We start from the raw sequence: 14509 nt of genomic DNA on the forward strand, positions 1-14509 counted from the left end.
CCATTTAGGTAAAATTAGTTACCCAATTAAAACCTTAAATTTGATTTAATCAAAAAATTCTTTTTAAGATGAGTAAACTTATTATTGTTTCAAATAGACTCCCTCTAAATATCACGATTGACAATGATAACTTATCTGTTAGTCCAAGTTCGGGTGGGCTTGCAACCGGAATGAGTTCCGTTCACAATCAAGGTGGTTCCTTATGGATTGGGTGGTCTGGCATTGAAGATGAAAAGTTAGACTTAAATCTAAAAGAGAAAATTAAAACCGAGCTAGAAAATGAAAATTGTGCCTCTGTTAGTTTAAACAAAAATGAGGTTGATGACTTTTATTATGGATTATCTAATAAAGCTCTGTGGCCTCTTTTCCATTATTTCACTGAATTCAGTTCGTTTGACAATACACAATGGGAATCTTATAAAAAAGTAAATCAAAAGTTTGCCGATATAGTTATTGCTAACCTTTCGGACGGGGATAGGGTTTGGGTTCATGACTACCAATTGATGTTATTACCTGCTATGATTAGAAAAATGAATCCCAATGTAACAATTGGGTTTTTTCTACATATTCCTTTCCCTTCTTTTGAAATTTTTAGAATTTTTCCTTGGAGAGAAGAACTATTGAATGGAGTTTTAGGTTCAGATTTAATAGGTTTTCATACCTATGATTATGAAAGGCACTTTATGAGTTCGGTAAAAAGATTACTTCGTTTAAATGTAAATTTTAATCAAATAGAACAAAACGATAGGTGTATTACGGTTGATACTTTCCCTATGGGTATTGATTATGATAAATTTTGGAATGCTGCCCTTGTACACGATGAATTAAAAGTTAATCAAATAACTGATCTTCAAAAACAACTAAATCTTCATATTGATTCTTCTCCCTCCAACAAGCTGATTTTATCTATTGATAGGTTAGACTATACGAAAGGGATTGTAAACAGAATCAAAGCTTTTGAGGTGTTCCTGGAAACCTACCCTCAGTATAAAGAAAAAGTTCGATTAGTAATGCTTGCCGTTCCCTCTAGATCGGACGTACCTCAATATAAAAAACTCAAAAGACAGACAGATGAGATAGTAGGGAGAGTAAATGGGAAGTTCTCAACGGTTAATTGGACTCCAATATGGTATTTTTACAGATCGATGTCATTTGACAATCTAATTGACCTGTACACTTCTTCGGATATTGCAATGATAACTCCAGTTAGGGATGGAATGAATTTGGTTGCTAAAGAATATGTTTCAACCCGCACTTCTAAAAAAGGAGTTTTAATATTGTCTGAAATGGCAGGAGCATCTCAAGAAATGAATGAAGCTATATTAGTAAATCCAAGTGATTTAAATGCATTGGCTGATTCAATTAAAAAGGCAGTTGAAATGCCAGATGAAGAACAAATTAAGAGGAATAATACGCTTCAAAAAAGATTGAAAAGATATAATGTTCACAAATGGGCAAATGATTTTATGAGTAGTCTTATAAAAACAGAAAATCAAATAGACTCAGTTAAGTCAACTATTATTGGGGCTAAAGAGAATAAAAAAATCATTTCAAGCTTCAAGAATGCTAATAATAGGCTACTTTTCTTCGATTATGACGGGACCTTAGTAGACTTTAATACCAATCCGGAATTGGCTATACCCGGTAAAGAAATCTTGAAAAATTTAGAAATCATATCTAAGATGCCAAATACTCATCTTGTAATTAATAGTGGCAGAGACGAAGCCTTCCTAGATAAGCATTTTAAAAATCATAATATTAGTTTAATAGCTGAACACGGGTACAAATATAAATTGAGAAATGAAACCCAATGGAGTAAAAATGGAGTAATCAAAAACGAGTGGATGAATCATATACTCCCTTTACTAGAAGGCTTTATTGATAGAACTCCAGGATCTTTTATAGAAAAAAAGGAGGCGTCTATAGCCTGGCATTTCAGGAAATCTCCACCTGAATTAGCCGAAAAAAGAGTCGTTGAATTGAACACTCTTTTGTCCAGTTTAATTTCAGACGGCTTACAAATACTCAATGGAAACAAAGTAATTGAAGTTAAAAACAGTAGAATAAACAAGGGGTTTGCTGCTGTTAAAATTGTCGAAGAAAAGCACGATTTTATTTTCGCTATTGGCGATGACACAACAGATGAATATCTCTTTGAGGAATTACCAGAGACGGCATTTACAATTAAGGTAGGATCCAAGAATACTGTGGCGAAATACAATATATCTAACATTAAAAAGGTTCACGAAATGATCCAGAATTTTATTTAAACTCAAAAACAATGGAAAAAGAAAAAACTATAAGCAGAGGTGTTATTGCAGGTAACTTTGATGTTATTCATCCGGGATATATAAAAATGTTTAAGGAGAGTAAAGAGAATTGTGATAAACTGTGTATTCTTCTTCAAACTGACCCATCCATAGAAAGAAGTCACAAACTACCTCCCATATTGTCATTAGAAGAAAGAACCGAAATGTTATTATCTATAGAATATATAGACGAAATAATTGTCTATACATACGAGTCTGAGCTTTATGATATTTTAAAGAAGGAAAAATTTGATATTCGTTTCCTCGGGGACGATTATTTAAATAAACCCTTCACTGGAGATGATTTAGGTACCAAAATCTATTTTTTAAATCGAGATCATGGATGGAGTACAACTAAATACAAAAATCTAATTGCTAATTCAATAAAAAAATAATTTATGCTTGATTCAAATAATCTGGACCTTGGAATAATTGGAAATTGTCATTCTTCTGCTTTAATCTCCAAAACCGGTTCGATAAATTGGTGTTGTCTACCTGAATTTGATTCCCCTTCTGTTTTTGCCAAAATTTTAGATGATAAAAACGGAGGTAGTTTTGAAATTATCTGTGATGAAAATTATAAAATCGAACAGCAATACATCCAAAGAACTTGTATTCTAATCACTAGGTTTTCTGAGGGCAAGAACATTTTTGAAGTTCACGATTTCATGCCTAGATATTTAAAAAAAGATAACAGTTATCATGCTCCTGCCGAGGTGATTAGATATTTCAAATTAATTTCAGGAAAGCCAAAATTTAAAATTAAATACGATCCTAAGCTAGAGTATTCTAGTTGTAAAACTGAAACATTAATAAAGGATGATTTTATTGTTAGCATTACTAAGGAGGCAAATTATGACAGTTTGTATTTATACACTGATTTTGACACCTCCTCAGTAGTCAATGGTTTAGAGATTGAATTAACCTCCGATGGTTACTTTTTAATCTGTTATAATGAAAAAATAAATTCTACAACTCTTAACGAAATCATTTCTGAACTAAATAGAACCAACATTTATTGGATAAACTGGTGCTCTATTACTCCTTCTTTTTCTGAGTATGAAGACGAAATAATAAGAAGCGCTATGACGCTTAAATTACTTACCTATGAAAAAACTGGAGCAATACTCGCAGCGGCTACAACATCGATTCCAGAGACAATAGGTGAGGTTAGAAATTGGGATTATCGCTTTTGCTGGATTAGAGATGCCTCAATGGTTATTCGGGTTGTACATGAGTTGGGTCATGAAAATGTTATAAAAAAATATTTGGAATTCATAATAGATCTGATACCTGACAAAGGAGATGAATTTCAAATAATGTATGGCATTAATGGTGAAAAGGAATTGAAAGAGAAAAAGCTAGATCATCTTGCCGGTTACAAAAACTCCAAACCTGTAAGGATTGGAAATGCTGCTTTTAACCAAAAGCAAAATGATATTTATGGAGTTCTTATGGATATTATTTACACTGAAATTAAATTGTTCTCTGATGATAAAGACCTCCATGAGCAGTTGTGGTCAATTACAAAAAATGTAGCCTGGGTAATAAACGATCAATGGATGTACGCGGATAAAGGAATATGGGAGTTTCGTGCTGAAAATCAACATTTTACATTTTCAAAAGTGTTGTGTTGGGTAGCAATTGATAGAGCAATCAAAATTGCTGAGTTGTTTAAAAAAGATAATAAAGTCTCCAAATGGACTATTCTCAAAGATGAAATTAAAAAAGACATACTTCAAAAGGGATGGAATGACGAAAAAAAATCTTTTACTCAATCCTATAATTCGTCCGATTTAGATGCCTCTATTTTACTAATGGAGCCTTATGGGTTCATTAAAGCAAATGATCCGATGTACATCAGCACAGTTCATGCTATAGAAAAGGAATTGTCGAATGACGGCCTTCTGTATCGATATAAAAATGAAGATGATTTTGGCTTACCAAGCTCCTCGTTTACTGTTTGTACATTTTGGTTTATTGATGCTTTAAATAAAATTGGAGAAAGAAAGAAAGCGAAAACACTGTTCGATAAATTACTCTCTTACAGCAATCATCTCGGTCTTTTCAGTGAAGACCTAGATTTTAAAACTAAAGAACTCTTGGGTAATTTTCCTCAAGCTTATTCTCATTTAGCTCTAATTGAAACTGCAATGAATTTAAATAAATCAAAAATATTAGTTAGTTAAATAACTTTGAGATTTATCTAGAATCGAAAGAAAAGAATTAATTGTAATTTTGTTTGTTTAAGATCATCTTCACCTCTTGAATAAAACGAACAAAATGATTGATGTCCTTGCAATAAAAAAATCCCTGTAATGAAGCACGAAGAACAAATGGTTGTAGATGCTGTAATTACATGGGTAAATGGAAACGACTCTTCACACAAGGCTAAAATGAACCTTTACATTAGTGATAAAAAAGAGCTAAATAGTAAAAAAACAAAAATGCGTTATGGACAAGTTAATGAAATCGAATTTGTCGTAAAGTCGATCGTAAAAAATGCAAAATTCGTTAGAAACATATTCATCGTAACCGATAACCAAACCCCTTTGTTTTTAAAGGATGAAAAACAGGCAAAGAAAGATTTTCCAAACGTTTTCATTGTTGATCATAAGACTATTTTTGAGGGGTACAATCAGTACTTACCCACATTTAATAGTTTATCTATAGAATCATTATTATATAAAATCCCGGGTCTTTCTGAGCACTTTATATATTTCAATGATGACTTTCTATTGTTAAAAGAAACAAAGATTTCTGATTTTTTTGTATCACAAAAACCAGTGTTGAGGGGGTTTTGGACTTCTTTTCATGAAGATATTTGGTATAAAAAAGCACATGCATTCCTTAACAAATTAATGAAAAAGAAGGCGGCAGATAACGTTTATAAACACAATAGGGGACAACAAAAGATAGCCAAGCTTTTAGGATTTAAAAAATATATAAAACTAGACCATACGGTTGCTCCTATGCGTAAATCAACCTTTGCGCAATTCCACAGCAAACAGCCCGAATTATTAGAGATAAACATTAAACACCGTTTTAGACATCCAGATCAATACACGAATCAGTCACTTGCTTGTCATATCGAGATTAAAAACAATCATTTTGTCTTAAAAAAAGATTATCAATTGGTTTATTTTCAAAACTATAGCTATCCTCTTTTCTGGATTAAGTACAAGTTAAACAAAGGACTCAGAGACAAAAACAAACTATTTTTGTGCATTCAAAGCTTAAATCAATGCCCACAAGAGAAATTGAATTACATAAAACAATGGCTGGAAAAGCGCTATAATTGAAAGGAAAAGTGCGCTCTTAAGGAAGTGAAAAAAATGTACGTTTAAAAATCAGTTTAATCTATACCCTCTAATTGTGGTACTCAAATAGGATTAAATTAGGATGTCGAATTTCAATTTACTAAAAAAAGGAAACAAAAAACCCTCCTAATGGAAGGTTAACTTTGCGGTCTGGACGGGCATCGAACCCATTCATAATTACCTGATAATCAAACCTTTAAAAATAATCACTGTCCTCACTGAGGATTAAATTTGTTGATTTTTGTTCTCTGTGAGTACTATATTTACCAGAGTTGAGTACTAAAAATCGGTTCATATAAAAATGAAATAATTTTAAATTTAAGATTACAATGTTTCTATTATTTAGTAGTCTGTGTTATACAATTTTTCCTGTGTTATATTTTTGTTATATTGAATTATAAACAATTGAATTATGTATTATATAAGTCGAGTTGACCCTAGTGAAACTGGAGAAAAAAACCTTCTTCAAAATATTATTTTGAAAAAAAAACATGGTGTTATAACATATATCTCTTCAATAGGTTACGGTGGTGGTGGAGTATTTGAGGAGTTTTGTGGTAAATTTTTTTGGGATGATGAAGAAGAAGGATTAGTAGGATATTTTACATCACAACATGATCCAGATGAATGGGAAACGAAAACATTTGAAGATGAAGAAGTTGACCAACCTTTTGAATCAATATCTGAAGATGATAGAGGGATAATTAGTCAAATGACACAAGAAATCTGGAACAACTTTATAATTTTTGACGAAAACACTGATACAAGGTTAATAAAGGATGAAATAGTGAGTCAAATAGATAATAATTTGACACACTCTGATGATTGGGATGTTGATGTTGTTGACTTTGTGTCAAACAATTTCTGGGGGTTGACACTAAAATTTGACTGGTAATCATTTTTCATTTTGAACATTTTTAATTATGAAAATATTTTGTTTTAATCAAACTAAAGAAACTCCATTTAAGGGAGATATTTAAAAGAAGGAGAGGATTTATCATTTCAAATCACTAACCTTTTTAAGGAAACATTTCAATTTCAAATAATAAGTCAATATGGAGAGCAAATGGAAAATCAAGAACCTGATGATTTTTTTATTGATGTGGAGTTTCATGGAAATGGAGATTTATATGGGAGTGATTTTGGTGAGGTAATGTATAGAGATGATGAAAACAACATTGAATTTAGTTGGGAGTTTAATGTTATTGAGAAAGAGGTTAATTTATAACACACTTTAATTTCTTCTCTTTTCGAAAATCAGTATATCCTACTGATCTATACATAACTACATAACATTAGGACTCGAACCAATACTTTAACCACCTGTAGACCAGTGTTTTAACCTCCTCCCTTATAACACGTGTGTTATAAAATTGTTGGTTTTTATGTTACTTTGTGTTATAATTTTGTAAATTAGAGTTAAGGATAAAACTTTTAATATTAGATGTACAAGAAACTGGTCTAAACCTCCAAAATACAATACACATTTTAAATGGGAGGATAAAGAAATAACAATGAAGTGGGATAGTTCAAAAGATCAATATGTAGAGGTCTGATAAATTATAGTTATAAAAAGTTAAATTATGAAACATATTAATTCTGAAAATTTAAAGAATGATGGATATAATGGAATTGAGTTTAAAGAAAATCTAGAATCAAATTGGTTTATTTCTTATTCTAGATTAGATAATAAGGTTTATGAGGGACAATCACCCTTTAATTATGATCTGTCAATTTTTGAAGGTAATCTTGTAATATTAACACATGATGATTATGTAGACCAAATGGATTTAATATTAATTGAAAATCCGAAAACATTTAATGTTACTGTCTTTTGGAAACTAACTAATAATTATGAAAAAGACTGGTTAAATAACCTCATTTGTGAATTGAATTCTGATTTAGAAATTACTAAATCTGGAAAAGATCCAGAAGGAGAATTACTTAGTTTCAAAAACAATAAATTTGATAACCTACAATCCTTAATCATCTATATTGATCAAGAGTTTTTCTACAGGAACTTTGAAACTTACTAGATTGATGAATAACTATACACTTTACACAAATAGATTATAATTAAGGTTTTGAAGACTAAAATTTAATGGATTTGTAATATTAATATTACTACCAAGAAATTATAACACACTTTAATTACTTCTCTTTTCAAAAATCAGTATAACCCACTGATTTCTATATAATTATATAATATTATTAAAAATAGGGAGGGATTCGAACCACCTAAAAAAATAACTCCCTGAAAATCAAGGAGTTATAAATTTAGAAGTGGTTGCGGTCTGGACGGGAATCGAACCATTTAATATTTATCTAAAAATCAATCACTTATAAATTATTAAAAACTCATTGAGTTCTAAAAATGTGAAAAGTAAAACTCTGTGAGTTCTAATTTTTTTGACTCAAAAATAATTTTTAAAAAAGAATTTAATTTAAACTCAAATTAAATTTAAAATATTTTAAAATTTAGAACTCAATTTAAAACTCACTTGTATAATAAATTGACTATAAAATAAATAACCCCTTCAAAATGAAGAGGTTATATATTTCATTTAGCGGTCTGGACGGGACTCGAACCAATCCTTCAACTACCTGTAGACCAGTGTTTTAACCTCCACCTTATAACACGGTGTGTTATAAAATTGTTGGTTTTTATGTTACTTTGTGTTATACGATTATACCTGTGTTATAATTTTGTATATTAAGTTGAAATAAAATTGAATTATGGACAAACCTTATGTAGACTTTTATACCGATAAAAAATCAGTAATTAATGAGATTCATAAATATGAATCTGATAAATATGAAATTTATGAAGAGGAATATGATTGGAATGTGATTTTATTTGTTAATAAAACAGAGGATATAAATAATTTTACTAACTTTCTAAAGGAAAGACTTGGTATGAGTGGTAACGATCTTTATGATATTATCCATGAAATTTGGGATAATGGTCATGATACTCTTGGTGAAATGTTAGATGAAGAAACCACTGATAAAATTATGTTAGAGTCTGAAAATTATATTTTAGGTAAATAAGATATAAACTGTTGATTGTGTTATACTATTTTACCTGTGTTATAATTTTGTAAATTAGGTTTATAAAAATTTAATTATGTACAAAATAGACGGAAAAAAAATTGAGGAGTTAACTATGTGTGGACTTAGTGATCAAAAACAAGTTCTGAAGACCCTTTCTGAAAGGGATTATATTAAGTGTATAAATTTAAATCTAGATGATGAAAACCCATACATTGAATACGAAACAGATGATGATGATAGAGTTTATGATGATATAAACGAAATAACAGATGAAATGGTTTAAATCAAAAACTTTCAAATAACTATGTGTAAAGAAGACTTAAGTAATCATCTGTATTATAATTTTATAAATTAGGGTTATATAAAAATAAAATATTGAACTTATGAAAATATATGGTAAAAAAACTGTTATTACCGATTGTGAGTGGGAACTTGAAGACCAACCAGACCTTAAAGAAAAATTAGAATCAATGAATGATTATGAACTCATTAACTTTTTAAATTCTAATGGTAAATATGAGGATACAGGTGAAGATGAACTTAATTTTGAAGTAGACTACATTGGAGACGATTGGAAAGATTAATTTATAACACACTTTAATTACTTCTCTTTTCAAAAATCAGTATAACCTACTGATTTATATACAATTACATTATATTTTTAAAAATAGGGAGTGACTCGAACCACCTAAAAAAATAACTCCTTGAAAATCAAGGAGTTATAAATTTCGAAGTGATTGCGGTCTGGACGGGACTCGAACCAATCCTTTAACTACCTAGAGACTAATGTTTTAACCTCCTCCCTTATAACACGGTGTGTTATAAAATTGTTGGTTTTTATGTTACTCTGTGTTATACGATTTTACCTGTGTTATAATTTTGTAAATTAGAGTTATAAAAAATTGAATTATGAGTGATCTTTGTAAAAAAATATTTGAAGAACAAAAAGATAAATTTTTGGAAGGATGTTCCTCTGTTGAGGAACTTGGTGAACAATATGGATTAGGACCTGATTTTCAAGGATATGTTCTTATTTTAAACCCTGACCATCCCGAGTATGATCAAAGATTATCTATGTTAGAAACTGATTTTGAAATGATATCTGGGGGATATTGTGATACAAAATGTGGTTTTCTTGAAGAGTTAGGGGAAGTAGGTAGAATAGGTATGTTTGACTCAGATATTTCAATTAATGAAATACAAAATGTTTTGGGAGAAGTTTTATTTGATTCCTACAAAGTAAAATAATCACAAAATTGAGTTATGGATAAGACTTTTAATATTACATGTATAAGAAACTGGTCTAAACCTCCAAAATACAATACACATTTTAAATGGGAGGATAAAGAAATAGTGTTAGACTATCATTATGACGATGATTATTTAAAAATTTTTGTTAATGGTGAAAATTGGATAGAAGGTGATAATGAAAATTTAGATTTATTAATTAATTCTCTTTCCAATGGAATGGTACATTTAGAGTACGAAAATTCTAAAGTAGGAGAAGAGTTAGTAATCTCAGAAGATTCTGGACCGGAATGGATTGAATGAATTTCTCTTACTCTTAACAAATTACTCCACGGATTTATAACACACTTTAATTACTTCTCTTTTCAAAAATCAGTATAACCAACTGATTTATATTTAATTACATGATATTATTAAAAATAGGGAGGGATTCGAACCACCTAAAAAAACAACTCCCTGAAAATCAAGGAGTTATAAATTTCGAAGTGATTGCGGTCTGGACGGGAATCGAACCCATTCATAATTACCTGATAATCAAACCCTTAAAAATACTCACTGTCCTCACTGAGGATTAAATTTGTTGATTTTTGTTCTCTGTGAGTACTCTGTAAACTTTGTGAGTACTATATTTACCAGAGGGGAGTACTAAAAATCAGTTTAAATATAAATGAAATAAGTTTTAAATGAAAATATCATATTGAACCCACAACTTTTAGAGTCCAATAAAACCACAAATTTTATTTATTTGATAATACAAAATTGTAATATCTTAACCTATATTCTTTATTTGATTCGTGGTCAACTTTAGGTAATTCCAATAATACTTCTTTTGGAAATTTTCTTAAACCACTTGGGGATGGGGATATTAGAGTAAATAACTTTGATGAATTGTAAAGACTAGGACTTATAATTTTTTCAAAATGTTTTCTTACCCACTTACTAGTAAAGTAAATGAAATTGATTTCGTTATTTTGTAATACTTTTTGAATTAAATCTTTATTCCATTTTTTGGGAACAAGATCTTGATCTGAAGGAGAATCCTTCTTTCTCGTTGTTGTCAATACAATATCTGTAATACCCCATTTATTTTGTTCCAACCAATATTTTAAACCCTCAAGATCATCAATCTCTATTTTTAACTTTAGTGAACTAATAAAAAGTTCCCAAAAATCATTTTGTTTACTACCGTAAAAAAAATCAAACTTTTTAGTTTTTTCTTTTTGGTTAATTTTTTCAATACCATCTAGATATCTCATTTTATGTCCAACTGGAAGTACCATTTTATTTGGAGGGAAAGAACCTACTATTAGTCTATTAATTTTACTGTCCTGGGGAAATAATTCCCAAGGGTGTTCTTCAGTTGTTGTTTCCATATAAGTAATCCAATATGTTTTTTAAATTTTTAATTATAATATTTTGACACAAATATTTTCATCAATTATTTCCCCGTCCTGTTCTAAATATTTTCTGAAATATATCATTCCATTATAATTTTGGTTTATGTTTTCGAAAACTCCCCCTGATGACTCTATAATTTTAAATTTTTGAGAGAATGTATCTTTTTTTTCATTTAAAAGATAAAAACCATTATAAATATGATTTGATGAAATATTTAAACCGAAATTAGAAATATATTTAGATAATTCTTTTAAGTGATTAGAATTTGGAGTGAGGAACTCACCGACGAATGAAAATGAAAATTCATTATCTAAACCATGAATATTTTGATTTTCTATTTTGAAATTTAATTCTACTGTTTTAGATGTCTCACTATCACCACAATAAATGATTTTAGTTTTAGAATCTTCTGGAATTGAACCAATTGAGATTATTTTTTTCATTTAGTCATAAACAAAGACATCATCTTCATCGTAATAATAACTTTTATTTGACTTATTATCTTGATGTATTGAACAATATAATTCATGACTATTACAAATTTCTTTTACAACGTCTTCATCAATATCCTCTGGACTTGACCATTCTCCACTAAAAACAAATTCAAACTGTTCTTCCTCCTTAATTATTTTTGTTTCACATTCTGAGTCTGGGTAATACATTTGAAATGAATCTACAACATCAACTTTTGTATTTTCAATATATTCTTCAACATCTGAATACCCATAAAACTTTACTGTTATCATAATTTTGTATTTAATTTCCTAAGTTAATAAAATAAAAATACTTCATTTCATTTGTCTGAAAAAATCCTCACTGTTTATTTTATATGTAGATTTTTTGGTTACACCTTTCCCTTAAACATAGATTTTGGAAGGATTCGAACCAGTCAAAAAATAGGATGATTTACAAAAACATAAACCCTTGATTATCAAGGGTTTATGATGTGCGGTCTGGACGGGACTCGAACCAATACTTTAACTACTTTTAGACCAGTGTTTTAGCATCCTACCTTATAACACGGTGTGTTATAATAGTGTTGGTTTTTATGTTACTCTGTGTTATACGATTTTACCTGTGTTATAATTTTATAAATGATCAGGATTAACTGTAAGTTCTTCTCCAATTTCACAATCTTCCCAACTTAGTCCAACCATACTATTTGATAAACCATCTACAAGTTTATCTAAAGTTTCGTTATTTCCCTCGATATGTTGTTTATCATTGACTTTAACATAACACTCGTCTTTATCATAATTATAGTCCAATAAAATCTTATATTCTTCATATTGAAAAGTCGTTGAGTAATTCGGTGGTTTTTTCCAATTTTCTAAACACTTTATCTTTAATTCCATATTATTTATTTTGTTTAAATAAATATAAACATTATTTGTGTATTATAAAACTGTTACTCTGTGGAGTGGTTTTTATATCGGAGTTGGTTGTTTTTGATCAGGAAATATAATAGATTGATCTTAAAGTTTGATTTTTATTTTAGGGAAAATTTAGTTAGTTTTAAGTAAAAATTTACAGATGTCTAAATCAACTATTAAACTAGACGATAATTTTGTTTTTAAATTTCCCAAAAAAAAACAGGATCCAAGGACTACAGATGAATCTTATTATCCCAAATTCCTTTTCGAACACCTACTTTCTAATGAGGATCGTATTGTAATTGCTCATAAAGGTATCACAAGTAAATTTATTGATTGGAAATATAAATTTAATCCTATAACAGACCCTTTTTACATACTCGAGATTTCCTTAAGTTTTTGTTCTAAAGACGAAAATGAATTAGGGGGTTATCGATGGGAGTTTAGTGTGTCAGAAGAAAATAAGTTGGTTTTTAGTGATATAAAAAAACTGGAAGAGGATGACAACTTGATTTATTTTAGTGTTAAAATACAAGGAGAAATTACCTGGGATTTTACACCAAACCAGTGGGATAAAATAAAACAAAATATGAAAAGATTTTCTAAATATACTTGGGACGAGGTTGCCCTTGACATCAATATGCAGTTGAGATCAAATTTTCTCCATCCACGGTATTTCCCAGAATACACGCAATCAACGATCAAATCACCCAACAGGGAAATTCCAGAAAGTGAACAGACTTCTGACAATCTCCCTTTTGTTCTTGATAAAATTCCAAATTCTTTCGCAACGATTTATCATCGTGAACCCAAGAGGAATTCGGAATTATCCGAAAAACACTGGATGAAATTATCAGATAAAAACATCACTTTTGAGGGTAAATATTTGTCCCCATACAATATTTAAGTAGTGATTTGGAGTTAAGAAATACCCCTTCAAATCTCGAGGTTTAACCATAGACTTCTCAAATGAACTCATTTTTGAGAGGATATTTAGTAATAATTCAGGTCCTTTGTTTACCGGAAATTGATTTTTTACAAAAAAAATATTTATATTAGATTTAGAAAAACTAACTAACTGGAGTGCTAGTGACTCCGTAAATATATTTAGTGTAAAAATAGGAGTGGCATACGGTAGTGACGTAGAACTAGTTAAGAAACCACTTACAAATTCAAAATTATGGATTACAAAAAATTATTTGGGAATGCAACTAAATTTATTAATGATTACACGATTTATTACGATGCTCGTAGGCCACAGCCTGGATTTACAGGGCAATTTTTATTCCCAGGTAATGATGAAACATTAAATGCAAAACATGTAATGTTACATGAACCTAAAACAAAAAATTTAGATTGGATTTTTGAAATCTTTCCTAATGTTGAGTATTTAACAATTTTTTCTTCAAGAAAAAATTATAAATCTAAACTTGAAAACATTGATGGAATAAATAATTTATCGAAATTAAAACACCTTCAAATTACAGATGTATATGTCGAAAATATAGTTGTAAATATGGAATTGATCAAGTTTTTTGAATTAACATCAAATGAGTTTGAAAGATTGATAAATGTAACTCTTACAAATGCATCGAGTGAAATTGATTATTATAGGATTGCCGGTTTATCTAAAGAACTAAACGATAATTTCACTTTAAAGGATTCAGCCAATATTAAAATAAATAATTTGTCATACCTCGCCAATATCAAAGAAGGTCAAATTTATTTAAGTGGTATTCTAGATGAAAATTTTACTCATATAGGATACGTGGATAAGTTAGTTGATCTACAAAAAGAATTAAAATAG

At 29.5% G+C, this 14509-nt stretch carries 18 protein-coding genes; 14 read left to right on the forward strand and 4 right to left on the reverse strand.

Annotation, left to right across the window (positions count from 1 at the left end; translation table 11 throughout):
- The first annotated feature begins 68 nt into the window (after window positions 1-68).
- From NG655_RS08880 to NG655_RS08935, 12 genes are all read left to right on the forward strand, one after another.
- Window positions 69-2270 (forward strand): bifunctional alpha,alpha-trehalose-phosphate synthase (UDP-forming)/trehalose-phosphatase, encoded by a 2202-nt coding sequence (locus NG655_RS08880; RefSeq protein ID WP_252158957.1) that lies wholly within the window; start codon window positions 69-71, stop codon window positions 2268-2270.
- Between the two features lie 11 nt (window positions 2271-2281).
- Window positions 2282-2704: an adenylyltransferase/cytidyltransferase family protein gene (locus NG655_RS08885; protein WP_252158958.1), complete on the forward strand. Its 423-nt coding sequence runs from the start codon at window positions 2282-2284 to the stop codon at window positions 2702-2704.
- Between the two features lie 3 nt (window positions 2705-2707).
- Window positions 2708-4498, forward strand: coding sequence for a glycoside hydrolase family 15 protein (locus NG655_RS08890; RefSeq protein WP_252158959.1), 1791 nt, complete (start codon window positions 2708-2710; stop codon window positions 4496-4498).
- 129 nt (window positions 4499-4627) lie between these two features.
- Window positions 4628-5611: a Stealth CR1 domain-containing protein gene (locus NG655_RS08895; protein WP_252158960.1), complete on the forward strand. Its 984-nt coding sequence runs from the start codon at window positions 4628-4630 to the stop codon at window positions 5609-5611.
- Between the two features lie 430 nt (window positions 5612-6041).
- Entirely contained in the window at window positions 6042-6524 is a 483-nt protein-coding gene (locus tag NG655_RS08900; RefSeq protein WP_252158961.1) for a hypothetical protein, read from the forward strand.
- Between the two features lie 171 nt (window positions 6525-6695).
- The gene (locus NG655_RS08905) at window positions 6696-6857 is read left to right on the forward strand and encodes a hypothetical protein (protein WP_252158962.1); all 162 of its coding nucleotides are present in this window, start codon (window positions 6696-6698) and stop codon (window positions 6855-6857) included.
- A gap of 355 nt (window positions 6858-7212) precedes the next feature.
- Window positions 7213-7665: a hypothetical protein gene (locus tag NG655_RS08910; protein ID WP_252158963.1), complete on the forward strand. Its 453-nt coding sequence runs from the start codon at window positions 7213-7215 to the stop codon at window positions 7663-7665.
- A gap of 700 nt (window positions 7666-8365) precedes the next feature.
- A complete protein-coding gene (locus NG655_RS08915; RefSeq protein ID WP_252158964.1) occupies window positions 8366-8680 on the forward strand; it encodes a hypothetical protein in 315 nt (104 codons plus the stop codon).
- Window positions 8681-8756: 76 nt separating this feature from the next.
- Window positions 8757-8966 carry a hypothetical protein gene (locus NG655_RS08920; RefSeq protein ID WP_252158965.1) on the forward strand — a complete coding sequence of 70 codons (210 nt, stop codon included), beginning with the start codon at window positions 8757-8759 and terminating at the stop codon, window positions 8964-8966.
- 100 nt (window positions 8967-9066) lie between these two features.
- The gene (locus NG655_RS08925; protein WP_252158966.1) at window positions 9067-9267 is read left to right on the forward strand and encodes a hypothetical protein; all 201 of its coding nucleotides are present in this window, start codon (window positions 9067-9069) and stop codon (window positions 9265-9267) included.
- A 325-nt stretch (window positions 9268-9592) separates the two neighbouring features.
- Window positions 9593-9931, forward strand: a complete 339-nt coding sequence (locus NG655_RS08930) for a hypothetical protein (protein WP_252158967.1) — start codon at window positions 9593-9595, stop codon at window positions 9929-9931.
- A gap of 15 nt (window positions 9932-9946) precedes the next feature.
- Window positions 9947-10234: a hypothetical protein gene (locus NG655_RS08935; protein ID WP_252158968.1), complete on the forward strand. Its 288-nt coding sequence runs from the start codon at window positions 9947-9949 to the stop codon at window positions 10232-10234.
- Window positions 10235-10668: 434 nt separating this feature from the next.
- Here the strand turns inward: NG655_RS08935 and NG655_RS08940 are convergent, their stop codons facing one another.
- The 4 genes from NG655_RS08940 to NG655_RS08955 form a co-directional block, all read right to left on the reverse strand.
- Window positions 10669-11304 (reverse strand): uracil-DNA glycosylase family protein, encoded by a 636-nt coding sequence (locus NG655_RS08940; RefSeq protein WP_252158969.1) that lies wholly within the window; start codon window positions 11302-11304, stop codon window positions 10669-10671.
- 33 nt (window positions 11305-11337) lie between these two features.
- Complete coding sequence (locus NG655_RS08945) at window positions 11338-11772, reverse strand: hypothetical protein (protein ID WP_252158970.1); 435 nt, start codon at window positions 11770-11772, stop codon at window positions 11338-11340.
- On the reverse strand, window positions 11773-12075 hold the full coding sequence (locus NG655_RS08950) for a hypothetical protein (protein WP_252158971.1): 303 nt from the start codon (window positions 12073-12075) through the stop codon (window positions 11773-11775).
- 342 nt (window positions 12076-12417) lie between these two features.
- Complete coding sequence (locus NG655_RS08955) at window positions 12418-12684, reverse strand: hypothetical protein (protein ID WP_252158972.1); 267 nt, start codon at window positions 12682-12684, stop codon at window positions 12418-12420.
- Window positions 12685-12862: 178 nt separating this feature from the next.
- On the opposite strand from NG655_RS08955, the gene NG655_RS08960 reads away from it, so the two are divergent.
- Together NG655_RS08960 and NG655_RS08965 are read left to right on the forward strand one after the other, a co-directional pair.
- Window positions 12863-13609, forward strand: a complete 747-nt coding sequence (locus tag NG655_RS08960) for a hypothetical protein (RefSeq protein WP_252158973.1) — start codon at window positions 12863-12865, stop codon at window positions 13607-13609.
- 273 nt (window positions 13610-13882) lie between these two features.
- Window positions 13883-14509 carry a hypothetical protein gene (locus NG655_RS08965; protein ID WP_252158974.1) on the forward strand — a complete coding sequence of 209 codons (627 nt, stop codon included), beginning with the start codon at window positions 13883-13885 and terminating at the stop codon, window positions 14507-14509.

The organism is Candidatus Arcticimaribacter forsetii (genome assembly GCF_910589745.1).
Classification (GTDB): domain Bacteria; phylum Bacteroidota; class Bacteroidia; order Flavobacteriales; family Flavobacteriaceae; genus Arcticimaribacter; species Arcticimaribacter forsetii.